This window comes from Lichenifustis flavocetrariae, assembly GCF_026130545.1.
Classification (GTDB): Bacteria; Pseudomonadota; Alphaproteobacteria; order Rhizobiales; family Beijerinckiaceae; genus Lichenihabitans; species Lichenihabitans flavocetrariae.
Genome location: NZ_JAMOIM010000013.1, coordinates 1 through 24195 on the forward strand (window position 1 = coordinate 1; position 24195 = coordinate 24195).

Sequence of the window (24195 nt, forward strand, 5' to 3'; positions counted from 1 at the left end):
AATGGTGGCCGACATCAAATCGGAACGCTGGCCGGCTTCAGATCGGAATACCCGGCCGGCTTGCATCGGAATTCGCATTCGAGCGGCGGCCGAGGTGGGTGAGCACCGCGTGGGGCAGAATCCGCTTCCCCGCTGAACTTACGTCGTAAGCAAGGGACGATGAGTGTTGAGAGCAGACGGGATCAGTATGGCCTCGAGATTGAGTTCGCCTCTTCTACGACGCAAACCTGAAACAGTGATCGGCATGCAGTTCTAGAAGATCCGAGTTTCCAACCGAAGCGCTGGCCGGAAGGTTCTGTATTTGTCTCAGGACTGCAGGAGGGAAACGTAGCGATAGTGGCTGTTAGCGTCTTGCGCTCAAGTGCGCATCAGCGTTCGCGCCGGAGTAAACCGTATCAGGCGAGCGTCAGCATCTCGGTGCGGTATTTCGGAGCCAGTTCCTGCGCGAGTTTACCCTTGGCGGCCTGCTCCTCCTTACTGATTTCCGGTGGTGCCGCGTCGCGACTGGCGACGGCCACCCCGACTGTCATGAAGAACTCTTCCTGACCCGCAGGCGTGCACATGCACAGCATGTGGACAGTCTTTCCCGACGTGTTCCAAAAGGCGTGCGGAGCATTGGACGGTATGTTTGCGGTGGCAGGGGCCCTCACTGTCTGTGTCTCGCCTCTGAAGGTGAACTCCAGTTCTCCCTCCAGCAGCGAGAACATCTCTTCGAAGTCATGGCGATGCGGGGGTGGTCCGCTGCCGTCGGGCACCAGCATGTCGATCAGACAGTAGCGGCCATCGGTCTCGTCGCCAGAGACAAGAATTGTATAGGTGTCCCCGACGAGCGAGATATGGCGAGCGGTGGGGTCGTCAGGATCGACCACGGTCAGTTTGCGGTTCGGATCGTCGGCGGGGATGGGACCGGTCCGGCCGGTCGAGGTGATCGAGTATTCGTTCATCGTGCTTCTCCTTGTGATTCGGGGATTACGGCCTTCGCCGCGACTGCGAGTATGCGACGGACGACTTCTCGGGGCCGCTCCTCGGGCATGAAATGCCCGCAATCGGACAGGGTGTGGGCCTCGACGTTCTCGGCGACCAAGGCGGCCATCTGGCCGACCTTGTCGCCCAGACCCTTCTCGCCTCCGAGCGCCACCAGGGGCGCCTTGATCTTGCGTTTCGTCAGCGGTTCGGTCTGCGCGATGCTGGTGAAGGCGGCGCGGTAGACGCCCAGGGCGCCGAGCACGCCGGTGCGGCCGGCGAAGGTGCGAAGGTATTCGTCCACGACCGCCGGGGTGAACACGTCCTGACGCACGGTCGCGGGCCCTTGGAAGAACCATTGAAGGAACGCCCGCTCGTTGCCCACGATGAGCGCCTCGGGCACGCCGGATGCGAGCGGCAAGATCCACCACCACATCGAGCCGTTCGCCATGGCGTCGGGCGTGTAGGTGAACACCTTTCGCAGGACTTCGCCTAGCATCACGGGGGCTTCGATATAGAGCAGGCCTGCGACCTCGCGGGGGTGGTCGGCGGACCAGATCAAAGCGGGGAGCGCACCCATGTCGTGAGCCGCGTGGATCACGGGCTTGCCAGCCCTAAATCCGATGCTAGCGACGAGCGCGCGGCATTCCTGCGACAGGGCGCGAGCGTCATAGCCCTCGACGCCGTCCGGCTTGTCGCTGTCGCCGAAGCCGCGCATGTCCGGGACCAGGACCCACATGCCCGCCTCCGCCAGCGCGGTCGCGACCTCCCGCCACGCATAGCCGGTCGAGAGAAAGCCGTGCCACAGGATCACCGGCTGGCCTCCGGGGTCACCGCCGATCCAATGGTGGAGGCGCACGCCGCCGACCGTCTCCATCTCGCTGCGCAAGCCCGGTATCGGCAGGCCGGCGAACATCGCGGTCATGGCCGCGCCCACCCGACCGGCAGCATCGGCGAGATTGCCGTCATCGCCATGACCAGCGGCCCGCCCTCTGGCGTGCTCCAGTCCTGGACGAGTTCGGCGACCATCGTGTTGGTCGAGGTCAGCCACACGCCCGCGCGCTCCATGCGGCGACGCGCCATCTCCTCGCCGATCTGTGTGTCGGTTCCGCAGGCGTCCATCACGGCGAGCACTTCGAAGCCCGCCTCGACGGCGCTGATCGCGGGAAAGACGAGGCAGATGTCGGTCGTTACCGCGGCCATGATCAACTGACGCCGGCCCGTCGCCTCGATCGCCCGCACGAAGTTGCCGTCGGTCCAAGCGTTGACTATGCCGACGCGCTTGACGCGGGCCGCATAGGCGTCCGGCATGGTTTGCTGGAGCAGGGGATGGAGCGGCCCCTGAACGTGGTCCTCCTGGCTCGAGGTCATCACGATCGGCATCTTGTAGGCAAGCGCCGCCTGTCCGAGGAGCGCGGCGTTGCGAACCGCAGTATCGGGCATGACGTTCTTGATCAGCTGGATCGTGCCGACCTGGTGGTCGATCAGGACCAGCGCCGCCGTCTCTGGCGTGAAATGCGGAGAGGACATCTTGTTGTTCCTTTGATCGGGGTCGCCGCGCTTACGCGGCGAGAGCCGGGTAGTCGGTGTAGCCCGCTGATCCAGTGCCGTAGAAAAGCGCGGGGTTGGGCTTGTTGAGCGGCGCGTCGGTTTCGAAGCGTTCGACGAGATCCGGGTTGGCGATGTAGGGCACGCCGAAGGCGACGAGGTCGGCCTGACCACTCGCAATCGCGGTGTTGCCCTTCGCCTTGTCGAAGCCGGTGTTGACGATCAACGGCACCGATACTAGGTCGCGGAACGTCTCGACCACGTGCTTGATCTGGGCGCGCTCCGCGTCCTTGGCGTTCGGCTCGAGGAGGCAGATATAGGCGACGCCGAGCGCGTTCAGTGCCTGGATCACAAAGTCGAACGTCGCGCGCTTGTTGCCGTCTTCCACCCCATACAGAGAGCTCGACGGCGACAGCCGCACGCCGACCCGGTCAGCCGACCAGGCGGCGATCATCGCTTCGGCCGTCTCCAGCATCAGCCGTGTGCGGTTCTCGGCGGAGCCGCCATAGGCGTCGGCGCGGCGGTTGCTGCCGTCCTGCAGGAACTGGTCCTGCAAGTAGCCATTTGCGCCGTGGAGCTCGACACCATCGAAGCCGGCGGCGCGGGCGTTTCGGGTCGCTTGTGCGAACGTCTCGACGATTGCGGGGATCTCGGCGATGTCGAGCTCGCGAGGGATCGGGAAGTCGACGCGTCCGGTTGGCAGGAAGAAATCGCCGGTCGCAGCGATGGCCGACGGACCGACGGGCATTTCGCCGCCGCGCATGTCGGGATGAGCGACGCGGCCGCAATGCCAGATCTGGCAGAAGATGCGCCCGCCCGCCGCATGGACGGCGTCGGTGATGCGACGCCACCCGGCGATCTGGTCATCGCGGTGGATGCCGGGGCAGCGGATGATGCCGTGCGCCTGATCCGACACCTGCACGCACTCGGTGACCATCAGACCGGAGGAAGCCCGCTGGACGTAATAGTCGAGCATCAGATCGGTCGGGACACCGTCCTCGCTGGCGCGGGTCCTGGTCATGGCCGACATCAACACGCGGTTGGGGAGCGTAAGACCGTGCAGATCGAAGGGAGTGAAGAGGTCGGTCATCGTGAACTGTCCTTTATGAGGTGAGACACGGGCCAAGCCGGCCCGGGTGCTGCGAAGGCGAAGAGGGTCAGGTGGATCTCGCGGCCATGGTCAAAGCATGTGCTTGCCGCCGTCGACGTTGACGGTCTGGCCTGAGATGAAGTCGGCGTCGGGCGAGGCGAGGAAGAAGATTGCGCCGATCAGGTCGTGCCCCGTTTCCTCACGCGGAAGGGCGCGCAGCTTGATCTGTTGATCGATCAGCTCGGGCGGCATGTTGGCTTTCACGGCCGGCGTCACCGTCAGCCCCGGCGTGACGACGTTCACCGTAATGCCATCCTTGCCGAACACGCGGGCGAGGCTGCGCGACAGGCCGAACAGCCCCGATTTCGCTGCGACGTAATGGACCTGGTCGGCGACGCCCTCAAACACTGATGCGGAGCCGATGTTGACGATCCGACCCCAGCCGCGCCCGCGCAGCAGCGGCGCCATGGCCTTGATCATCAGGAAGGTGCCGGTGAGGTTGATGTCGACCACCTTGCGGAAGTCGTCGGCGGTCATCTCGTCGAACGTCTGCATCGGGAAGAAGCCGGCGACGTTCACCAGCACGTCGACACGCCCGCCCACATCACTGGCCAGCGCCGCGACCCGTCCGCAATCCTCCTCCTTGGAGATGTCGCCCACGACGGTGTGCAGCTTCGCCTCGGGCTCTTGACTGTCGACCAGCAACTTCAGCGCTTTGTCGCTGGTGTCGGTGGCCACGACGGTGTCGCCGTTGGCCAGGAAGCGCTCGACGGCGAGCTTCCCCATGCCGCCCGCGGCGCCCGTGATGACGACGATGCGATCGGTCTTCATTTTGGGACCTTCTCTGCTGCAATACTGCGCGGCCGCTCATGGAGGCGCAGCCGGGAGGGATGCGCGGCGTCGTGGTGGTAGGTGTCGGTGCCGACCTTCTGGCCGTACCAGTGCGTCATCGGCGCTTCGGTGATCGCCGACTCCCAGTTGCTGATCTCGAGCCGAAGCCGCTCGCCTTTGGCGACAAGCACGGACATCGGGATCAACTCGATCCGGAACTCGTAGGCCTCGCCCGGCGCAATCGGCTCGGCGCGATCGTGCCTCAGGAACGGCCGCATCTCGGTGGTCAGCTCGGGGTCCTCGGCGCGGTGCGAGGCCCGCAACCAACCCTGCGAGACGCGGATAGAGGGCGGCTTCTCCGGGTCGCCCGGCAGCAGCGAGAGCTTGACCATCACATCCATGTCGGTCTGGTCCGAGGACGCGAAGAGATGTAGGACGCCCTGCCCGGTGAACTCGCGATCCTGGTCGAATGACTGGGACGTGAAGGTGACGACGCGCGCGGTGTGGTGCGGTACGCCTTGCTTGTCCATCGTCGTGACGCCGGCCATCCACTTGGGGTCGGGATAGGTCCAACTTGTTGCCCCGCCATCGGCGGCGGGCCGCTCGGCGATGAGCGAGCCGTCGTTGAGCGACTGCTCGTGGCCGCTCTTGGCGCCGCTCAGATGGAACTCGGCGATCGTCGCGTCGGGCGGCGGCCAGTCCGGTGCGCCGAGGGTCGCGCCCTCGCCTTGGACGAAGAAGCGGACCTGCGGGCGATCCATCACGCCGTTGTCCCGCCCCTTCAGATGGTGATCGTACCAGGGCAGCACCTCGGCCCGGTGGAACTCCTCGTTGAAATAGAGCAGCTGAGCCTCGGCGAAGGTTTGCGCTCCGGTGATCAGGAGCTGCTTGGGGCCCTTCACGAGCCTATAACCTTCGAAGTTTCCGCGCAGGTGGAGCGACGCCTTGCCCCACGCGCCGATCGACAAAACGGGGATGTCGACCTGATCGAGCTCCCAAAAGGGGGAGCGCCGCCGCTGCCACGCGTCGTCGAACGGATGCTCGTACATCCGGCTGAGGATCTGGCCGCGGCCATGGTTGGTGATCGAGAGCCCTTCGCCCATGTGCTCGAGGATCACCGAGCCGTAGAGCCAGGAGTTCAGGAAGCCCTGGATCGGGATGCCGCCGTGGTACATCCAGTCGCGATACATGTCGGTCGCGCCGTCGAAGGCGGCGATGGTGACGAGGTGCGGCGGCTTGGTGCGCGCGGCGTTCCACTGGCTCCAGCAGTAGTAGGACATGCCGACCATCCCGATCGGCCCAGCCCAGCCCTGCGTTGCCACATGCTCGATCATGTCGTGGATCGCCTGCCTTCGGCGCGGCTGACCGGGTCCCAGGTCCCGTCCGAACGGCCCGTCCCCGGCACATCCATCGCGACGTAGGCGTAGCCCTCGTCGAGATAGAGCTGGATCGGACCGTACTCGGTGAACGGAAACACCTGCGGCGCCGGCGGCAGATGGCGGAGCGCCTTCTGATAGGGCGAGGCCCCGAGCAGCACGGGAAATGGCCCGTTCCCGTTCTTTGGAAGGTAGACGTCCGCCCGGACCAAATCCCCGTACCGGGTGGTCACCTCGATCTCGAACGGCGTGACGTTGACGTCGACCACCTCAGTGCACCTTCGATGAGGCGGCGAGTTCTTCGAAATAGGCCCGCAACGATCTCGGCTCGCGGCCGAGGATCGCGCGAAGCGTCACGCACGAGCCGAGCAGTCCGTGGCGGTCGTAATAGTCGAACATCAGTTGCATCGCGGCCGAGACGCCCTTGGGATGGGCGATCTGCGCCTCGACAGACTGCCCCAGCACGTCGCCCATCATCGCGGCGACGTCGCGGCGATCGAGATCGCCTTCGGCGCACAGCTCGAAGGTGCCGAAGTTCAAACGATCGCTGGTCAGGGCCATGGCCGCCGCTTCGGCCACGTCACGATAATCCACCCGACTGAAGCGCGTGTCGGTCGACCACGGCTCGGCGAACACGCTGGTCTTGGCGACCGTTGGCCAGGCCTGATCCAAGTTCTGGAAGAACAGGGCTGGATGGAGGAACGTATATTCCATGTCGGATGCGAGCACCGCTTCCTCGACCGGCGCCTTTGCGCCATGGTTGACGAGGGCGCTCAGAATAGGGTGGATCACGGAGGAGAAGACGAAGCGGCTGACCCCTGCGGCCTTCGCCGCCTCGACCATTGCGAGGCCCAAGTCTGCCTCATGGTCCTGGAAAGCGGGGGCGATGTAGAAGACGGCATCGACCCCGCGCACCGCTGCATCGAGGCTGGACCGGTCCCGCAAGTCGCCGACCGCGATCTCCTGGGCGCCGTGGTCGCGCACGGCGTCGCCCTGGGCGGGATCCTGAATGAACCCGCGCACGCGCGCTCCGTGCTCGGCGAGCGCGGGCACCACCAAGCCGGCGAACCGCCCAGCAGCGCCGACAGCCAGCACCGTTGCCGTACCGCCGTTCACGATCTTTTCCCGACTTGGGCTGAGTCTAGCGCGTGCACGCGGTTGATCTGGTTAGGCATAGTCGTCCTCCGTGATCCTCGAAGGACATAACGCTCCTGTTGGGCTACCCCTCAGGACCTTGTAGGAACGCACTGTTCCTGAGTTGGGATGGTCTGATGATCGACTTGAACGACTTGCGCGTCTTCGCCAGCGTGGCTCGCCTACGAAGCTTTTCTGCCGCGGCTCGCGAGATCGGCATGCCGAAGTCTTCGGTGAGCCGAGGCATAGCGCGCCTCGAACACGCGCTATCCACGCGTCTCGTGCAACGCACCACGCGCGAGGTACGGCTTACCGCGTCCGGTATCCTGTTGCAAGATCGTTGCCTCAGCATCCTGACGGGCATCGATCAGGCCGTCGACGAAGTCGGAAGCCTCGGGGATGGGCCGCGGGGAGTCCTACGCATTACCAGCGGTATCGGCTTTGGGCTGAACGTCCTGAGCGATCTGCTACCCCCGTTCATTGAACGACATCCTCACGTGCGCGTGGCGCTGGAGCTGACGAGTCGCAATGTCGATCTAGTCGCGGAGGGTATGGACATCGCGATCCGGATCGGTCCCATGAACGACTCCGAAATGGTTTCGACGCACCTCGGGACGATCTGCCGATATACCTGCGCGTCGCCGATCTACCTCCAGCGCCGGGGTGAGCCGGGCGGAATCAGAGCACTGGCAGAGCATGACTTGATTGAAATGCTCGGTTCCGATGGGCGCCCACGTCCCTGGATATTCCACCGCCCGGGCCAAGCTACGATCACGGTCGAGAACGAGCCACGCATTGCGGTCAATGATCCCGTCACGATCCACCGACTTGTCGTGAACGGTGCGGGCATCGGTGTTTTATCGGGCTATCTCTGCGCCCCCGACATCGCTGCCCGGCGGTTGATTCGCCTCTTCTCCGAATGGGAACTGCCGCCGCTTGACGTCAGCCTCGTGTTCCCGAGCAGCCGCGAATTGTCGCCTTCCGTGAGGGCGTTCGTGACCTACATGAAGGCCGTTTCAGCCGTCGGTCTTTCCTGGCAAGATGACATCATGGCCGTCTCTCACCCAGTCACAGCCAGCGACGATTAGGCTTACATGATGAGAAGCCGGTTCTGCTCGCATTGTTCGCTATGCTCAACCGCCAGCGCGGGATCTTCATCGCATCTGCGAAGCGGCAGTGGCCGGACGCGTCGAGCTTCTCGACGACACGCTGCTGATCGATCAGGAGGCCGTCTATGCAGGCTCTATCTCAGCCTGAATCGGCGTTTACAAGCAGCCGTTGCATGATCCCAAGTGGAGGCGTACTTCACCACGGCAGCGCTCGTCGGTAGATGAGGAACATGCCGGCTGCGCGACGTCGGCGGGCTTCATGAACCGGATCAGCAATATGAAACTCAGGACCAGCGCAGCCGTCGCTGTCAGCACGGCTGCGTGCGTGCCAACCAGGAAGGCGCTCGACCGGTCGGTTGCGAGCATGGCCGCGAAGAGGGCCACCCCCAGCACGCCGCCCGTTTGCGCCGAGGCGTTGAGCAGGCCCGAAGCGATCCCGCTGTCCTGGGACCGGACGGCTCCGAGGCATGCTACCGTCAGCGAGGGTACCACCAGCGCGACGCCGCAACCGACCACGAAAAACGGTACTGCGAAGACGATCGGCGGGGTCGTCGCGCCGGTCCAGAGAAGGACGAGATAGCCACCGGCCGAGATCGCGAGCCCAGCGAGGGCCGGGCGGTGCGGTCCGTACCGAGCGCACAGACGCCCGGCCACCACGGTCATCGCGATGAGGCTGCCGGTCATTGGCAGGAACATGAGCCCGGTCGCCAGAGCCGAGCGGTGTTGGATCGTCTGAAAGAACAGGCTGAATACGAACACCAAGCCGTAATAGGCGAAATTGACCAGGGCGCGGGCGGCCATGACAGCGCTCAAGGCAGGGGAGCGGAACAATTTGGGGGGCACCATCGGCGCCAAGCTCCGCCCCTCCACCACCACGAAGATAACTGCGGCGACCACAAACACCGCAACCCCGACCCAGACTTCAGGATCGCGCCAGCCCTGCGCGGCGGAGCGGGCGCTCCAGGTCAGGCTGGCAAGACCGATCATGGCGACCACCTGTCCCGGCCAGTCGAGTTGCGCCCGCTCCGCACCCGTCTCCAGCGGCGCGTGGCGGAGGGTCAGCCAGAGACCGACCAGGCACAAAGGCACGCTCGGCAGGAACACCACGGGCCATCCTCCCCGCGCGATCAGAAGCCCGCCGACCACAGGGCCGAGTGCCAGCGCCAAGCTGCCCGCCGCGGACCAGGTGCCGATCGCCTGAGCGCGCGCGGCCGGATTTGGCGACACCTGACCTAGCAGCGACAACGACGCCGGCAGCAACATGGCGGCACCGACCCCTTGCAACGCGCGCATCCCGATCAGCTCCGAATAGCTGGTCGCGCAGGCGGCGCCGAGCGCCGACAGCGCCGACAGGCCGAATCCCGCCGCAAAAACACGTCGCCCGCCGAACCGGTCGCCGAGCAGGCCCGCGCTGAGCAGCAGCGCCGCCAGCAGCAGGGCGTAGGCGTTCACCGTCCATTGCAGCGCCACGACGTCGACACTGAATGCCTGCCGCAGCGAGGCGAACGCCACCGTCACCACCGCTGCGTTGAGCTGGACGACGGTGATCCCGAGCGCGCTCGCAATCAGAGTTCCGGTACGTTTCTGCATGGGGACCGTCAGCTGTGAGAGCGGCATCGTCGTGCGTGAATGGCCCGATCTTCGGCGGCGCGAAGAAACGAGGGTATCGCCGCAGTTGCCCTGGCGACGGCCATGCGCGCATGCCCGTCGAGCAGTCGATACCGGCCGCGGCCCGTGGGGGATCGCATGGGTCTGTCGTACGGGATCTTCACGCGATTTCGACCACGATCTTGCCGAACGGGCCGCAATCGAAGGCTGCCAGAGCCTCGGGTAGCGCATCGAAACCGTAGCGGCGCTGAATCACGGGCTTCAGGCCGTTGCGGTCGATCGCCAGAACAAAATCCTCCAGCGCCCGGCGGTGGCCCACCGCGACACCTTGGATCACCGGCGATTTCAGCAGCAGCGGCACGGCCGGGCCGGACAGCTCCAGCCCTTCGAGGAGACCGATGACCGAGATCCGCCCCGCAACGGCGACCGCAGCGATCGAACGGCCCAAATTGGCGCCGCCGATCAGCTCAAGGATGTGGTCGGCCCCGTGGTCCCTTGTGTGATGGTAAACGGCCTCGACCCAGTCTTCCGTGTGTCGGTTGATAACGTAGGTCGCGCCAAGCGCCTTTGCGCGGTCGAGCTTCTCGCTGCTTCCCGAGGTCACAATCACGGTTGCGCCGTGCATGCGTGCGATCTGGATGCCGAAGAGCGCAACGCCGCCGGTGCCCTGAACGAGCACGGTTTCACCCGCCCGCAACGTCCCGCGCTCGATCAGTGCGAACCAGGCCGTCAGACCGGCGACCGGCAGTGTGCTCGCCTCCCCGTCATCGAGGCTCTGGGGTGCGCGGACCAGCCACCCGTCCGGGACGACGAGATATTCGGCGAGGACACCCGGCAGCTCGCCACCCAGCGCCCGATAAGAGGGAGTGCGCGCGTTACCCGCGGTTCGTCCGTCGATCCAGCCTGGCATGAAGGTGGAGATCACCCGGTCGCCGACGCTGAAGCGCGCCGCGCCCTCGCCGAGCGCCGCGACAGAGCCGGCCATGTCCGACCCCGGCGAGAAAGGAAAACTCAGAGGAGCGCCCATCCCGTCCGCGACCATCATGATGTCACGGTGGTTGAGCGAGACCGCGGCGACCTTTACCAGCACCTCGCCGGGACCCGGCTCGGGGATCGGTGCCGAGCGCTGACGGAGGTTCGCGCGGCCGTAGTCGTTCAGTGCCCAGAGCTTCATCTTCGACCCCATCAATCGGCGGCCTGAGGGAAGGCGGGCAGCTTGGCAACCGAGCCCGGGTCATGTTCGATCACCAGCGCGGCATGAGCGTCCCGCACGATGCCGATGATCCGATCGATGGACGCGAGCGAATCGGCGCGGCTCAGATTCGACGGCGGCATGGCTCGCGTCGTGAGTTGGCTCGGGGAATGAAGGGCATCTCCCGAAATCAGCACGGGTCCATGGTGCGCGAGGCGGACCAGCAGGCCGTGATTGCCTGCCGTGTGCCCCGGGAGGGCGACCATCACAACGGTGCCGTCGCCGAACACGTCGTGGTCGCCGGAAACCAGCTCCTGCTTTGCACCGCCCGCCAGCCACGGCGAGAGTGCGCCCGGATCGGTGAAGAACGGCGCGGGCGTCTGCCGGAGCGCTTCGAAATCCACCCTCGCCATGAGAAGGCGAGCAGACGGGAAGTCAGCCGCTTGTCCCGTGTGATCGGAGTGGTTGTGACTGATGGCGACGATGCTGACGTCGGACGGCTGCAAGCCGAGGGCCGCGAGCTGCGCCACGACAGAGCGGATCAACGTCATCCGGATCGGCAGGAACGGGTCGGCCCTGTGGCCGATCAAGGCGCGGGGGAGCCCTGTGTCCCACAACAGCAGGTCCGTGCCGTGGCGGACGAGGTAGCAGCTATCGACGTAAGCGCTCTGCTGGCCCGTATGCGCGAACAGATCCGAGAAGTCGTCCGTCGGGGCGTCGAAGGACCCGCAATCCAGGCGCCAAAGCTTCACGAGCGGCCGCGGAGACGGGGATGTCTGCGCCTGCGTGCCGGAAGCGGGGCTCAAGCCGAGCGCGAGCACGAGAGCCGTGGTTTGGAGAAAACGTGACATTGCGGGGTGCCTTCCTTTGGTCGTGGCTGATTGCGGGCACGCGAACCTCGGCTTTTCGACGACTCGGGTGACGGCAGCGGAGCCAAGGAGCTGCGCCTCTCTCGACGCCCCGGCCGATACAGGTCACAGCCGAAATGGCGAGCGGGAACCGAAGCGATCTCATGGCCGCAACAGGTACAGGGCTGGCGCCCTGTACACTATCGGCTATAATTCAACTTATTTCTTCGTAGATCGAGGCATAATGCGCGGGTCAGACTACGCCGAACTCGCCGCCTTCGTGGCCGTCGTGGACCAGGGCAGCTTCGCGAAGGCTGCGAAGCGGCTGAGGATCGCCCCTTCGTCCCTGAGCCAAACGGTCAAAAGGCTCGAGGAACGACTCGGCGTTCAGGTGCTACACCGCACCACCCGGAGCGTCTCGATGACGGGGGCCGGCGTGCGGCTGTTCGACCGGTTCAAGCCGGCGATGGCCGAGATGGAGGCGGCGGTCATCGACCTTCGCGAATTGAGCAGCGCGCCGGCCGGTCTCGTCCGGCTCCACATGCCGCGGGCGGCCTATGCGAGGCTGTTGGAAGGTCGGTTCGGCGGGCTGTACCGCTGCTTTCCGAAGATCCAGCTCGAGGTTGTCATCGACGATGTGCTCATCGACATCATCCGCGCCGGCTTCGATCTGGACGTCCGCCTGTCCGGCGCGCTGGATGCGTCGACCACAGCGGTCGCGATCGGCGGTCCGGTCCGGCATGTCGCCGTCGCCTCGCAGGCCTATCTCGCCGAACATGGCGCGCCCGCGACACCGACGGATCTTTTGAACCACCGCTGCATTCAGTGGCGACGCCCTGATACGGATTATCCGTATCGATGGGTGTTCATGATCGACGGCTGCACGACCCAAGTCGATGTCGAGGGTCCATTGACCGTTTCGCATTGCGAGTTGGCCGTGGCGGCCGCTATCCAGTCCGTCGGCATCGCTTTCGTGCTCGAGCAGCACGCCGGCGCGGCGGTGGCGCGACGGGAGATCGAACTGCTTCTGACGAGCTTCCTGCCGAAATTTCCAGGATGGAGCGTCTGCCACCCGCGCGCCGGAATCCTTTCTGCCGCGGCGCAAGCAGTGATCCAGTTCTTAGCCGAGAGCGCGTCAACGAAGTTGGAATAAACCGCCGGTGCCGATCGTCCCCATCAGACCTGGGCGCCAGTGACCGCGCATTGTCGCGAAAGGACAAAACGATCGATGCGTCGTTGAGAAACGACCAATGCCCGAGTATTGCGGTCTCACCGTGCCGGTGCCTCGGACGAATTCGGGTGTAAGGATGCGTTTGTCGGAACATGATGGTTCCGGAAGGCGGGCGGCATGCCACCAGCGATGCTTGGGCTCTCGGCGAAGCCGCTCTCAGGGCGAAATCTCTCATTTGCTGAGCGAGAGGAGATCGTTTTCTTCGTGTTGAGGATCTTCCATGCATGAGATCGCACGGCGCCTCGACCGGGCGGCATCGACGATTTCGCGGGAGTTGCGCCGCAACACGGCCACCCGATCTGGGGAGCTGGAGGTTCGAGCGACCACGGCGCAGAGGCACGCGGAGCTGTCCGCCCGCCGCCCAAGGCGAACGAAGCTCGTGTTCAACCCAACTCCGTGAATTTACGTAGAGGACCGACTGGCCGGGCTTGTCGTCGCTTCGAGCGGCGCTTCAGTCCGCGGCCCGGCTGTGGTGTCCTGGAAAGGACAACGTCATAAACCGAGGTAAGAACGGCGATGGACCAGAGCATGGAGCCCGGAGCAGATCGCCCGCTCTGGGATCACGAAGGAGGCGACCACGAGGCAGTCCGTCGCCATTCGCTCGTCACGTCGCGCGAAATCCAATGGATTATACCGATGGGTGTCGTTCGACCCCGGCGAGAACATGAAGACCTTGTTGCCCATCGCGGTGCGATGTTTGGCGAGCGCCTCGAAATTTTCCCGCTTGGGATCGAAGAAGACGGCCGAGCCCTGCCAGATATAGCCGTTCGGCAGCACGAGGCCGGTGCCCTTGCCTGACCGCGAGGAGCCAACGATGAGGATATGCGCCCGCTCGTCCGACAGGATAGTCGTCCGTTCATCGTGCCGAGCACGATGCCCTGCTGGCCCGAGAGACCCTGGCGCGCCCTGTCCATCAGGCTGCCGAACCGCGCCGACCCGAACGGCATCTGGAGCCGGTTGATGAAGGTGAAGAGCGCGCTGGCCATGCCCAGCCCCGCCACCGCGGCGGCGGCAAGCCCTGCCCTGACAAGCGCTTCCGTCTACGTTGCGCCGTGGAACAGCCGGACCCAGAAATGCTGCCAGTCGATGAGGCCGAAGCCGATCGAGAGATCGGCGTTCTGCATTCGCAGCAGGGCCCAGCGGCGGGTCCCCTCCCCGGAAACCGCGTCGGCGCCCAGCGCAAGGCGACGACGATCTCGTAGGCAAGGCTCCACAGCAACCAGAGGGCGAGAAGCCCGATGATCGTGATGACGATCCTATGGACGACGACGCGCCGCACGGGACCCCCTCCCCCCGCGGTCGGCGACCTTATTGCCTGATCCGCCTCGTTCGGCCTGCCATCGGGCCAATTCGGCAAAGTGTACCGCCGAGGTGCCGCGCCATCCGCCGACCTTGGTCTGTTGGATGACGATCGGCAGCACCGCCTTGATGTAGCCGACGATCTCGTCCCGCCGGAGATCGAGGCCCGCCTGCATCATTGTACGAAGTCGCCGAACACTGACGAGAAGCCGAACGCCTCGGCAAGGCGGACAAGCTGTGTCCCGAGGTCGGCCGGGGTCCGGGCCGCCGAAATTGCGTTCACGAAGGCGAACGATCGGGCAACATTCAAACGATAGTCCTTTTGGGGTAGGTGCCAGCAGGCGGGACAAATTACCCATCTCGGAAGCGACGCCTTCATCGGCCGACCGGATCGAGGATGGCTCGCGACCAGACGTCGCCGAGCGCAAAGGAAAGCGCGGCGTTGACTAGGAGTGGGAAGTCCTCAGCCAGGGTTCCAAGTACCGCGTCGGCGCTGATGTCGGTCGGCCCGCCGTTGAGTGACGACAACGTTGCCTCGCCGCGGGCACGTCGGCTACCCGCCGTCTCAGCAGCTGCGGCCGCTTGGTCACGCGGTAGGCCGCCGACGACGGCTCGGACCTCCGGCGCTACATTGAGCGCCTTCGGCACGCCCGCGGTGACCAGCGTCAGATTGACGATCTCGCGCAGTTCGACGGGCGTCGCACCGAAGTTGAGGGCATATTGGACGTGAAGCCGGAGTTGCGGATAGCCGTCGCGGCCCAGGGCGGCCAGGGCTGAAAACATGGCGAGTTCCCGGCTCTTGGGAGCGAGATGCGGACGGTCCCAAACCTCGCCGATCGCGAACGACATCGCCGCGTCGACCAGGAAGGGAAACTCCTGCTGCAAGTCGGCCAGAGACGGGGTTGAGGCCGCCGCCATAAGCGTTGGCAGTCGTCCGAGTATAGACGTGAAGTCCGTGACGGAAGCGATCGCTCCGGGTGTCGCTCGAGGCGCTGCCCACTTCCTGTTGCCATTGATCAGCGATGTTGCTCATGGACATGCTCTCGTCGGGCTCACATTGCGCGCTCCGGGGCCTCAGTACGGACTGGCGACCGGGCGTACGACGATCTCGGTCGTGTCGACGTCCTCCGGCTGAGAGATCGCGTGGAGGATCGCGGCGCCGATGGCTTCAGGCTTGAGCGCGATCGCGCGGAAGCCCCGCATCTCCTCGCGCGCCCGCTCATCGGAGATGCTGTCGGCGAGTTCCGACTCGACCACGCCGGGGCAGACGCAGGTCACGCGGATGCGGTCATTCTCCTGGCGCAGTCCGTCGGAGATGGCGCGGACGGCGAACTTTGTCGCGCAATAGACGGTGGCGGTCGGCGTGACGTGCAGCCCGCCGATGGAGGCGATGTTGACGATGTGGCCGAAGCCTTGCGCGTTCATCGCCGGCAGCACGGCGGCGACGCCGTGCAGCACGCCCTTGATGTTGACGTCGACCATGCGATCCCACTCGTCGACCTTGAGCGCGGCCATGGGCGAGAGCGGCATGACGCCGGCATTGTTGACGATCACGTCGATCCGACCGAACTCGTCCAGCGCACGCTTGGCGAACGCCTCCATGTCTCCACGGCGGGTGACATCGAGGGCGCTCACGCGAGCCGCGCCGCCCGCCTGGGCGATCGCGCTCGCGACTTGCTCCAGTCGCTCAGTGCGACGGGCGCCGAGTATGACGGTCGCGCCGGCTGCGGCCAGCATGCGGACGGTCGCTTCGCCGATGCCGCTGCTGGCGCCGGTGATGAGGATGATCTTGTCTAGGGACTTGGGCATGAGAGACGCTCCCGAAATGCCCTTGCATCATGACGGCCCGCCCGGCCGACCGGTAGCACAGCCGTCCTGAAATCTTGCACGATCCTATCGATCTCAGTTGATCTCGCTTGCTTGACGCCCTCCACTCGGCATTATGGCGACGTGAGCAGTATCGATGATCTCGGAGCCCTGGTCGCCCGGCACGTCCCTGGGGTGGGCATTCACAGGACCGCGCTCCCAAACGTCTCTCTGGCCCTGGCGCTGGCGCCGACCATGCCAATGCCGACCCTCTACAAGCCCTCCGTCTGCATCGTCGCGTCAGGCAGCAAGCGGGTCGAGCTGGGGAAGACCGGCTATCTCTACGACGCTGCAACGTTTCTCGCCGTATCCGTAGACCTGCCAGTCACTGGGGCGGTCGTAGACGCTTCGAGCAATCGGCCATTTCTGTGCCTGCGCCTCGACATCGATGTGGGGGTGCTGCGCGAACTCGTGCTCGACGGACATGGCGCCCCGCCAGCGGGCGGCACTCCGGTCGGCCTCATGCGCGGTCGCACGACACCCGAGCTGGTGGACGCCTCTGTTCGATTGCTGCGCTTGCTTGATGCTCCCGCCGATGCAGCTCCTCTGGCGCCACTCGCCGAACGCGAAATCCTGTATCGCCTGCTCACTGGTCCGACCGCCGGCATGATGCGCCACATCGCTTCGGTCGACAGCCATCTCAGCCAGATCTCCCGAGCGATCGCCTGGCTGCGCGATCACTACCGGGACGTCTTCACCGTCGAGGATCTCGCCCGCAAGATCGGCATGAGTCCGTCCGCGTTCCACCTGCACTTCAAGGCGGTGACCACGATGAGCCCGCTGCAGTTCCGCAACGCGCTTCGCTTACAGTCGGCGCGGCGCATGATGGTCGCCGAAGGTCGGGACGCGGCGTCGGCGGGCTTCGAGGTGGGTTTTCAGAGCCCGTCGCAGTTCAGCCGCGACTATGCCCGCTTCTTCGGCGCATCACCGCTGCGCGACGCCCGCCGCCTGCGCGAAGATCCTGAACTTTGGGTCGCCTCGCAGCCGTAGCCGCGGCAAGGCATTATGTTAGACACGCGGCCTGGGATTGTTCCGCAATTGCACACGGCCGACGTCTATGTCGAGCCATCGGGCCTCGCCTACATCACCGACTTCAACGCCGGGCTGCATATCGTCCAGAACGACTGGATGGATTGAGGGAGAAACGGCGTTCCGGCGCCGTCAAGCGACAGAGCGCAAAACCTCTGTGCAAAGCTCGGGGCACCATGTCGGTCAGACGTTCAAGCTGAGCCTCTGCCGCAAGGCCGCAAGCAGCCACGCACCGGCTCTCCCGAGTGGCTTGTCGCGAACGTGGGCTGCGTAGATCAGCAAGCTTGTACTCGGCATGACGCTTTCGTCCGGTATGCTGAGCTCGATCAGGCGCCCATCCATGAGCATGGGCGCGACGATGTGACGAGGCATCTTGCACCACCCAAAACCTGCCAACAGGAAGTCCAACCGGCGGCTGAGATCGACGAACCGCCATAGGCGCGATCCGACAATGCCGTAGGCCGATCCGTCCTGGTCATGCGGATCGGAGAGCACGAGCTGGATGTGCGCTTCGAGGTCGGCTCGATCAAGGGGTCTGCCGGCGTGCGCCAGCGGATGATCCGGCGCCGCGACCCCGACCAGTTGCAGGTCCATAAGAGGATGAGCGGTCAGGGTCGGCGGCACTGCGGGCAGCAGGAGGCACACTCCCAACGATGCCGTGCCGTCTCTTACGCGGCGCTCGGCGCCGCCGACGCCCTCCGTCCAGAATCGTACCGGGAGATCGGGGAAGGTCGCGCGGAAACCCCGCAGGCTAGCGATCAAGGGCTCCGTCGGCACGAGCGGATCGATCGCCACGGTCAGCTCGGCTTCGAGGCCTGCGCGTGCGCCCGCCGCCACAGCCTCGAAGCGACCGGCGCTGACCAGCACGAGCCGAGCCTGTTGGAGCAGGCTTTGCCCCAGCGCGGTGAGCCGGGCTTGTGCCCGCTCCGGTCGAACAGCTGCACGCCTTGCGCGTCTTCCAGGGTTTGAACCGTCTGGCTGATCGCCGATTGAACGCGACCGAGCTTCCGGGCAGCGGCCGAGAAGCTGCCGGTGTCCGCGACAGCGACCAGCACCTTGAGCTGATCGAGGGAAAGCGAGCCGATCACTCCATCACCTCAGCCGATGAGCTTCATCACAATTACATCAGTTTTCAGCGTAGACGGGTCGTTTTACGGTTCGGCGCATGCAACCAACCTACTTCATCAATCACGGCGGCGGACCCTGCTTCTTTCTCCAAGCCGGGCCGCTGCGGTCTGCCTTCAGGCTCCTCGAGGATTACCTCACGGCGTTCGCCGGCACCGTTCCGGAACCGCCACGTGCAGTCGTGTTGATTTCCGGGCATTGGGAAGAAGCCGTGCCAACGGTCAATGCCGGCGCGACGCCGTCGCTGCTGTACGACTACCAAGGATTCCCGCCCCACACCTACAAGTTGACGTGGTCCGCGCCGGGGTCTCCGGCGCTTGCCACCGCGGTGCGCGACCTGCTCGGGTCGGCCGGCATCGCGAGCGCCGCCAACACGTCGCGAGGCTGGGACCACGGCGTGTTCGTGCCGATGAAAGTGATGTTCCCGGCAGCGGAGCTGCCCCTGGTCCAACTCTCGCTCCAGCACGGGCTCGACCCCGCGACCCATCTGGCGATCGGACGGGCGCTGAAGCCGCTACGGCAGCAAGGTGTGCTGATCATCGGCAGCGGGCAGAGTTATCACAACATGCGCGGCTTCATGCGCGGCGATGCCCGAGTCGATCACGCGGCCGAGGCCTTCGATGCGTGGCTGCGCGAACGGCTGGTCGACGGTGCAACGCGCGATCGGGCGCTGACGGCATGGGAGCAGGCGCCCGGTGCCCGTCAGGCCCAGCCGCACGAGGATCATCTTCTGCCGCTGATGGTGGCCGCAGGTGCTGCCTCGGGCGAAGCCGGACAGGTCGCGTTCCACGGCCATGCGCTCGGCAAACCGATCTCCGGTTTCCGCTTCGGGTGAAATGCGCGTCAATCAACAAGGAAATGGACTATGGCAAAGCTTCTTGTGGTCGAAACCAGCCCCCGCGCCGACTATTCCATCTCGCGGCAGATGACCCGGCGCTTCTTGGGCCAGTGGCAGGCCGCCCATTCGGGCGGAGAGGTGGTTATCCGCGACCTCATGGACACGGACCTGCCCTTCGTGACCGCCCCCTGGCTCCAGGCCTATTTCACGCCGGCCGAGCAGCACTCGCGCGAGATGAAGGAGGCGCTGCGTCTCTCCGACGAACTCGTGTCCGAGATCCTGACAGCGGACCACATTGTTATCGCGACGCCTGTCTACAACTACAACATCCCCGCCGCCCTGAAGGCGTGGGTCGACCACATCGTGCGCAAAGGGATGACTCTCGGATTCGATGGCAAGGGGCTGGTCACGGGCAAGAAGGCGACCGTGCTGCTGGCGTCGGGCGGCGTCTATACGGAAGGATCGCCGATCCGTGACCGCGATCTCGCGACTCAGTACCTGCGGCTGATCCTGAACGTCATCGGCATCACGGACGTGACGATGGTCGCGGGCGGCGGAGCGAAGGTCGTCGACTTGCGCGAGGAAACCATGGACGGTTTTCTGAGCAAGCTCGAACCTGCCATCAAGGAAGCTGCCGCTGCCTGATCGTCGGTGCAACGACAATCTTGCCGGCTCTCTCATCAAGATTGTCGAGCTATGCGACGACGCTCCATTGCTGCTGAAGGAAATGCAAGGCTGTCTCGCGGCCAAGGCCGGTCGAGCAGCCAGTAATAAGGCAGTGTTCGTGGATTGAAGCTCTAATCCTGCCGTGGCGTCCCTGCCCGGCCGGGCCAGGACCGAGGCGCTGGCCGAGGTCGGGGAAGATCCGGACGACCTCTCTAGGCGGATCGCCGACGTCCGCGCCTCTGGTCGCCGCCCCATCGGACGGCGGCTCGGGAGACCTAGCTGGGCCGTAGCAGACGTGCGAAGACGAGGCCATTCGGCCGATGGCCGTCCCCAGCTCCACCTCCGACGTCGCGTAGGAGATGAGAAACTAGGATGCCAGACCGAGGCCCCCGGCACGACGGCGACCTCGGCATCTAGGGGATGCGCGTCGAAGTCGCGGTCGTCCCGATGACGCCGCCCGAGGGCGTCCGACATCCGATCAAGCCGGCGCAGCTCGCGTAGGTGTAGAACGCGCCCTGCGGTTTGGGGCAGAAGATGCCGTCGATGCGATTGGGGCCGTCGACGACCAAGTCACGCCTTTCCTGGAAAGCCCATCGCTTCTCAGTGACGACGTCCTGCGGGCCGTTCAGGGCCCGGACCGCGGCCGCTTTGCTCACCGACGACGGGCAGGAGGTCGATTGGCTCTGCACCAGGGCCATGGCCTTGAAGCGGCGCTGGTCTCCCGCCGTAGCCGATGCGCCAGCCGATGATCGCATAGGCCTTCGAGAAGCCATTCACCGTCAGGGTACGATGGCTGAGGTCGGGTGCGATCGCGGCGAAGGTCACGAACTCCAGGCCGTCTTAGGCCGCCCCCGACGGGTTCAAGGGCGAGTTGAGGAGCAGCCAACGCGTTCGGTCGGACACGGCCGCCTCGAGCTGCCCGGGGCGCAAGCGGAAACCGGGATCGGCGCCGCACTGCACGATTACCACCTTCCCGCCATCGTGACGATGTCGCTGTAGCTCGTCCAATAGGGCGCCGAGATGACGACCTCGTCGCCCGGGTTCAGGGTCGCCCTGAACGCGTTGTAGAGGACATGCTTCGCGCCCGCCCCGCAGGTTACCTCGTCCTGTCGGAAGTTCAGGCCGTTCTCGCGCCAGAACTCCTGACGCACCGCCTCCTTCAGCTCCGGCGTGCCGTCGAGCGCCGTGTACTTGGTGGCGCCCTCCTCGATGGCGCGCTTGGCCGCCTCCTCGACGTGGTCGGGGGTGTCGAAGTCCGGCTCGCCACCACCGAGCACGATCATCGGTCGCCCAGAGCGCTTGAGCGCCCCGGCCTTCGCCGTGATCCGGAGGATCTCCGAGACTCCATCACGGGCGAAGTAATCGGGATCGTCGCCGAGATCTGCGCGTCCGAGGTCGTTGCCGCCATCGGACGCGCGCACAAGGGGTTCCCAAGGCGTGCCGAACGTCGATCCATCTACAATTGGGGCGGTTGGCCCAGCGCGTGCCGGAGCGAATCAAAAATCTCCGACGCGCCGCGTGCCATTCAGTTCGTTCGGTAGTGGAATTGCCGATCGTAACGGTCGCAGTCATGCCGGAGATGCGCGGAACTGCCTGAGAGCCCATCCGGGAAGTCTGAATTCATGCTGAGGCACTTACGGCGAGGCGCCTGAGTATGACGCGGATCATGGCGAGGCGTACGAAGGCTGCGGCCTTGCGGGTGTGCCGTTCATAGCCGCGCATCAGGCGGCGGTTTCGACTGATCCAGCTGAGGGTACGTTCGACGATCCAGCGTTTGGGGAGAACCACGAAGCGGTGCAGGTCAGAGCGTTTGACGATCTCCAGCGTCCACGCCCCGGTGCGCCTTACCAGGTCGGTCATCTTAGGACTGGCGTAGCCGCCATCTCCAATGACGCGCTCGATGAAGGGGAACCGCCTGCGGGCTTGGCGGAGCAACGCCTCCGCCCCGTCCCGGTTTTGAACGTTGGCGGCGTGAACGTCCACGCTCATAAAGAGGCCGAGGGTGTCGACGAGGATGTGGCGCTTGCACCCGAGGTCCTTCGAGGTCCTTCTCCCCTCCGCTTGCCACTGCATCGAGCTTCGCTCGACGTGGGCCCTGGCGCGCTCCGCCCGCGTCATAGCCGGACGGATCAAGCGAGCGCCCCCTTTTGGTGCGCCTCTGGCGCTCTGCGCGTCGATGATCGCCGTGGTCGGGCTTGCTTCACGGCCCGCGGCCTCGCGGCTCTGAACGTAGAGTGCGTCATGGATGCGCCGGATCGTGCCGTCCCCAGTCCGACAGGTCAAGGTAAGCCCAAACCGTGCTGCGCGGCGGCAGGTCGGAGGGCAGCGCGTTCCACTGACATCCCGTCGAAAGCACATAGAAGATGGCGTTGAGCACCTCGCGTACATTCACCGTGCGCGGTCGACCGCCGCGTTTGGCGGGGGCAATCAGCGGCGACACCAGCGCCCACTCGGCCTCGGTCAGATCACTCGGATAGCGAAGGCCACGCCGATCCGAGGCACGACGATGGTCCGCTTTCCACATGGGGTGTTCTCCGACTCGACCCCCACCACTGAATCACAACCGACTCATCCGATTCAACTTCTTCCCGGATGGGCTCTGATGTGAAAGCGAGTGTCTACCACGTGCTGCTACTTCGGGTTCCGGTTCGGGGCACAAAGCGGCCCAATCACCGCGACGAGCCAGTCTACGAAAACACGCACGCGAGGTGAGAGCTGGCGGTTGCTGGGGTAGAGCACCGAGATGGGCGTCGGCGTCGGCGGGTATTCCGCGAGCACCTCCACCAGCGCGCCCCTCGCGAGGTCGTCGGTGAACCGATAGCGCGGCGCTTGGACAAGTCCGAGCCCAAGGCGCGCCGCTGCGGCACTTGTATCCGCGGTTCCAACCAGCACCCGGGCGGGGAGCGCGACATCGATCACCTCCCCGGTGCGCGTGAACTCGAGGGGGAGCGGCTGGCCGGTGCGCGAGGACACGAAGCCGACCATCGCGTGTCCGCCGAGATGGTCGGGCGAGGTCGGCACCCCGTGCAAGGCGAGATAGCCGGGACTCGCGACCGTGATTTCCTCCAGGAAGCCAAGGCGCCGCACCATCATGTCGCTGTCTGCGAGCACGCCAGCGCGCACCACGCAGTCCACGCCCTCAAGTATGAGGTCGACGAAGCGCTCGCCTTCCCCGAGGTGGACGGTGAGGGCCGGATGATGCGCCAAAAACGCGGGCAGCTCTGGCAGCAGAATCGTCCGGGCGAGGTGGCCGATGACGTCGACTCGGAGCAGCCCCGCGATCGCCCCGCTCGCGCCGCGGTCCGCGTCCTCCAGATCGGCCAGGATCGCAATGCAACGACGATGATAGGCCTCGCCCTCGACTGTCGGGTGGACGTGGCGCGTCGAGCGTTGCAGCAGTCGCGTTCCGAGCCGTTTTTCGAGGTCCTTGATGGCGGCGGTCGCGACCGGGCGAGAAAGGCCCAGGTCCGCCGCGGCGGCGCTGAAGCTGCCACGGTCGACGATGCGGACGAAGAGGCTGAGCGCGGTCAAGCGGTCCAATTCAATTGTTCCAGTCGGCAAAACAATGATGCCGGGTATCGCGGCCTAATTGGCCCCACCGCGGAATGCCAGATTACCGCGGTCAGGCAACAGAGGTTCAAATGCCCGCTCCATCCCCCATCGCGCTCATCACCGGCGGCAGCCGCGGCCTCGGCCGCTCCACGGCGGAGGCGCTCGCGCGCCGCGGCGTGTCCTCGATCCTAACCTACAACACCAACAGCGACGCCGCCGCGGAGGTGGTCGCGTTCATTGAACGGGCCGGCGCACGAGCCGTGGCGCTGCAGCTCGACACCGGCGACACCGCCGCGTTCGCCGCCTTCGCCGACGAGGTCCGCCGGGTCCTGGCCGATTGGGGCTGCGACCGCTTCAACTTCCTTGTCAACAACGCCGGCACGTCGCACGCCGGCGCCTTCGGGCAGGTGACGGAGGCGGATTTCGACGTGGCCTATCGCATCCACGTGAAGGGCGTGTTCTTCCTGACCCAGACGCTGCTGCCGCTCATTGCGGACGGCGGCCGCATCGTGAACGTCTCGTCGGGCCTGACGCGCATCATCTACCCGGGCCGCATCGCCTACGGCGCCATGAAGGGAGCCGTCGAGGTCATGACCCGGTACATGGCCAAGGAACTCGGCCCGCGGCGCATCGCCGTCAACACGGTCGCGCCTGGTGCCATCCAAACCGACTTCAGCGGCGGCGTGGTGCGCGACAACCCCGAGGTGAACCGCCACATCAGCGAGACGACCGCGCTTGGCCGTCCCGGTTTGCCGGACGACATCGGCCGGATGATCGCCGCGCTGCTGTCGGAGGACAACCGCTGGATTAACGCTCAGCGGATCGAGGTCTCGGGGGGCCAAGCTATCTGAGCCCATTCAGGCCGGGACGAAACGTGGAAGCCAGCTCCG

Annotated in this window: 26 protein-coding genes and 3 pseudogenes; 9 read left to right on the plus strand and 20 right to left on the minus strand. The window is 65.4% G+C overall.

Going from position 1 to position 24195, the window contains the following annotated elements; all coding sequences use genetic code 11:
* Positions 1-395: 395 nt before the first annotated feature.
* The 7 genes and pseudogenes from M8523_RS18590 to M8523_RS18625 form a co-directional block, all read right to left on the minus strand.
* Positions 396-944, minus strand: a complete 549-nt coding sequence (locus M8523_RS18590; RefSeq protein WP_282586398.1) for a cupin domain-containing protein — start codon at positions 942-944, stop codon at positions 396-398.
* The gene (locus M8523_RS18595) at positions 941-1888 is read right to left on the minus strand and encodes an alpha/beta fold hydrolase (RefSeq protein ID WP_282586399.1); all 948 of its coding nucleotides are present in this window, start codon (positions 1886-1888) and stop codon (positions 941-943) included. The genes M8523_RS18590 and M8523_RS18595 overlap by 4 nt, the downstream gene beginning before the upstream one ends.
* Positions 1885-2493: an isochorismatase family protein gene (locus M8523_RS18600; RefSeq protein ID WP_282586400.1), complete on the minus strand. Its 609-nt coding sequence runs from the start codon at positions 2491-2493 to the stop codon at positions 1885-1887. Before M8523_RS18600 ends, M8523_RS18595 begins: the two co-directional genes overlap by 4 nt.
* Positions 2494-2524: 31 nt before the next feature.
* The gene (locus M8523_RS18605; protein WP_282586401.1) at positions 2525-3601 is read right to left on the minus strand and encodes an alkene reductase; all 1077 of its coding nucleotides are present in this window, start codon (positions 3599-3601) and stop codon (positions 2525-2527) included.
* A 90-nt stretch (positions 3602-3691) separates the two neighbouring features.
* Entirely contained in the window at positions 3692-4432 is a 741-nt protein-coding gene (locus M8523_RS18610) for an SDR family NAD(P)-dependent oxidoreductase (RefSeq protein WP_282586402.1), read from the minus strand.
* Positions 4429-6077, minus strand: a pseudogene (locus M8523_RS18615) (CocE/NonD family hydrolase). Before M8523_RS18615 ends, M8523_RS18610 begins: the two are co-directional and overlap by 4 nt.
* A 1-nt stretch (position 6078) precedes the next feature.
* Positions 6079-6924, minus strand: coding sequence for an NmrA family NAD(P)-binding protein (locus M8523_RS18625; protein ID WP_282586405.1), 846 nt, complete (start codon positions 6922-6924; stop codon positions 6079-6081).
* A gap of 155 nt (positions 6925-7079) precedes the next feature.
* Between M8523_RS18625 and M8523_RS18630 the strand changes: the two genes are divergently transcribed.
* Positions 7080-8030: a LysR family transcriptional regulator gene (locus tag M8523_RS18630; RefSeq protein WP_282586406.1), complete on the plus strand. Its 951-nt coding sequence runs from the start codon at positions 7080-7082 to the stop codon at positions 8028-8030.
* Positions 8031-8207: 177 nt separating this feature from the next.
* On the opposite strand, the gene M8523_RS18635 is transcribed toward M8523_RS18630, so the two are convergent.
* From M8523_RS18635 to M8523_RS18645, 3 genes are all read right to left on the minus strand, one after another.
* Positions 8208-9641: an MFS transporter gene (locus M8523_RS18635; protein WP_282586407.1), complete on the minus strand. Its 1434-nt coding sequence runs from the start codon at positions 9639-9641 to the stop codon at positions 8208-8210.
* Between the two features lie 178 nt (positions 9642-9819).
* Entirely contained in the window at positions 9820-10833 is a 1014-nt protein-coding gene (locus M8523_RS18640) for a zinc-dependent alcohol dehydrogenase family protein (protein WP_282586408.1), read from the minus strand.
* Between the two features lie 11 nt (positions 10834-10844).
* Positions 10845-11702 carry an N-acyl homoserine lactonase family protein gene (locus M8523_RS18645; RefSeq protein WP_282586409.1) on the minus strand — a complete coding sequence of 286 codons (858 nt, stop codon included), beginning with the start codon at positions 11700-11702 and terminating at the stop codon, positions 10845-10847.
* 241 nt (positions 11703-11943) lie between these two features.
* Between M8523_RS18645 and M8523_RS18650 the strand changes: the two genes are divergently transcribed.
* Both M8523_RS18650 and M8523_RS36765 read left to right on the plus strand, forming a co-directional pair.
* Positions 11944-12852: a LysR substrate-binding domain-containing protein gene (locus M8523_RS18650; protein ID WP_282586410.1), complete on the plus strand. Its 909-nt coding sequence runs from the start codon at positions 11944-11946 to the stop codon at positions 12850-12852.
* 174 nt (positions 12853-13026) lie between these two features.
* Positions 13027-13435, plus strand: a pseudogene (locus tag M8523_RS36765) (helix-turn-helix domain-containing protein); the annotation flags it as partial.
* On the opposite strand, the gene M8523_RS18660 reads toward M8523_RS36765, so the two are convergent.
* Complete coding sequence (locus M8523_RS18660; RefSeq protein ID WP_282586412.1) at positions 13423-13707, minus strand: type IV secretory system conjugative DNA transfer family protein; 285 nt, start codon at positions 13705-13707, stop codon at positions 13423-13425. The pseudogene M8523_RS36765 and the gene M8523_RS18660 overlap by 13 nt on opposite strands.
* Before the next feature lie 296 nt (positions 13708-14003).
* Between M8523_RS18660 and M8523_RS18665 the strand changes: the two genes are divergently transcribed.
* The gene (locus tag M8523_RS18665) at positions 14004-14132 is read left to right on the plus strand and encodes a hypothetical protein (protein WP_282586413.1); all 129 of its coding nucleotides are present in this window, start codon (positions 14004-14006) and stop codon (positions 14130-14132) included.
* 54 nt (positions 14133-14186) lie between these two features.
* Here M8523_RS18665 and M8523_RS18670 read toward each other — a convergent pair whose 3' ends face one another.
* From M8523_RS18670 to M8523_RS18685, 4 genes are all read right to left on the minus strand, one after another.
* Positions 14187-14408, minus strand: a complete 222-nt coding sequence (locus M8523_RS18670) for a hypothetical protein (RefSeq protein ID WP_282586414.1) — start codon at positions 14406-14408, stop codon at positions 14187-14189.
* A complete protein-coding gene (locus M8523_RS18675; RefSeq protein ID WP_282586415.1) occupies positions 14405-14539 on the minus strand; it encodes a hypothetical protein in 135 nt (44 codons plus the stop codon). The genes M8523_RS18670 and M8523_RS18675 overlap by 4 nt, the downstream gene beginning before the upstream one ends.
* A gap of 65 nt (positions 14540-14604) precedes the next feature.
* Entirely contained in the window at positions 14605-15147 is a 543-nt protein-coding gene (locus tag M8523_RS18680; protein WP_282586416.1) for a carboxymuconolactone decarboxylase family protein, read from the minus strand.
* A gap of 156 nt (positions 15148-15303) precedes the next feature.
* Positions 15304-16038 carry an SDR family oxidoreductase gene (locus tag M8523_RS18685; RefSeq protein ID WP_282586417.1) on the minus strand — a complete coding sequence of 245 codons (735 nt, stop codon included), beginning with the start codon at positions 16036-16038 and terminating at the stop codon, positions 15304-15306.
* Positions 16039-16179: 141 nt separating this feature from the next.
* On the opposite strand from M8523_RS18685, the gene M8523_RS18690 reads away from it, so the two are divergent.
* Positions 16180-17085 (plus strand): AraC family transcriptional regulator, encoded by a 906-nt coding sequence (locus tag M8523_RS18690; RefSeq protein ID WP_282586418.1) that lies wholly within the window; start codon positions 16180-16182, stop codon positions 17083-17085.
* Positions 17086-17100: 15 nt separating this feature from the next.
* Positions 17101-17232 carry a hypothetical protein gene (locus tag M8523_RS18695; RefSeq protein ID WP_282586419.1) on the plus strand — a complete coding sequence of 44 codons (132 nt, stop codon included), beginning with the start codon at positions 17101-17103 and terminating at the stop codon, positions 17230-17232.
* Between the two features lie 75 nt (positions 17233-17307).
* Here the strand turns inward: M8523_RS18695 and M8523_RS18700 are convergent, their stop codons facing one another.
* Together M8523_RS18700 and M8523_RS18705 are read right to left on the minus strand one after the other, a co-directional pair.
* Complete coding sequence (locus M8523_RS18700) at positions 17308-17991, minus strand: substrate-binding domain-containing protein (protein WP_282586420.1); 684 nt, start codon at positions 17989-17991, stop codon at positions 17308-17310.
* Entirely contained in the window at positions 17922-18212 is a 291-nt protein-coding gene (locus M8523_RS18705) for a LysR family transcriptional regulator (RefSeq protein WP_282586421.1), read from the minus strand. The genes M8523_RS18700 and M8523_RS18705 overlap by 70 nt, the downstream gene beginning before the upstream one ends.
* A 77-nt stretch (positions 18213-18289) precedes the next feature.
* On the opposite strand from M8523_RS18705, the gene M8523_RS18710 reads away from it, so the two are divergent.
* Together M8523_RS18710 and M8523_RS18715 are read left to right on the plus strand one after the other, a co-directional pair.
* Positions 18290-19084: a DODA-type extradiol aromatic ring-opening family dioxygenase gene (locus M8523_RS18710; protein WP_282586422.1), complete on the plus strand. Its 795-nt coding sequence runs from the start codon at positions 18290-18292 to the stop codon at positions 19082-19084.
* 30 nt (positions 19085-19114) lie between these two features.
* On the plus strand, positions 19115-19732 hold the full coding sequence (locus M8523_RS18715) for an FMN-dependent NADH-azoreductase (RefSeq protein ID WP_282586423.1): 618 nt from the start codon (positions 19115-19117) through the stop codon (positions 19730-19732).
* 322 nt (positions 19733-20054) lie between these two features.
* Here the strand turns inward: M8523_RS18715 and M8523_RS18720 are convergent.
* From M8523_RS18720 to M8523_RS18730, 3 genes and pseudogenes are all read right to left on the minus strand, one after another.
* A pseudogene (locus tag M8523_RS18720) lies at positions 20055-21087 on the minus strand (pyridoxal phosphate-dependent aminotransferase); the annotation flags it as partial.
* A gap of 286 nt (positions 21088-21373) precedes the next feature.
* A protein-coding gene (locus tag M8523_RS18725; protein WP_282586424.1) for an IS5 family transposase occupies positions 21374-22277 on the minus strand; the annotation gives its coding sequence in 2 pieces (ribosomal slippage) (positions 21374-22012 and positions 22014-22277; 903 coding nt in all).
* A 107-nt stretch (positions 22278-22384) separates the two neighbouring features.
* Entirely contained in the window at positions 22385-23293 is a 909-nt protein-coding gene (locus tag M8523_RS18730) for a LysR family transcriptional regulator (RefSeq protein WP_282586425.1), read from the minus strand.
* Positions 23294-23394: 101 nt separating this feature from the next.
* Between M8523_RS18730 and M8523_RS18735 the strand changes: the two genes are divergently transcribed.
* Complete coding sequence (locus M8523_RS18735; RefSeq protein ID WP_282586426.1) at positions 23395-24156, plus strand: SDR family NAD(P)-dependent oxidoreductase; 762 nt, start codon at positions 23395-23397, stop codon at positions 24154-24156.
* Positions 24157-24195: the final 39 nt, after the last annotated feature.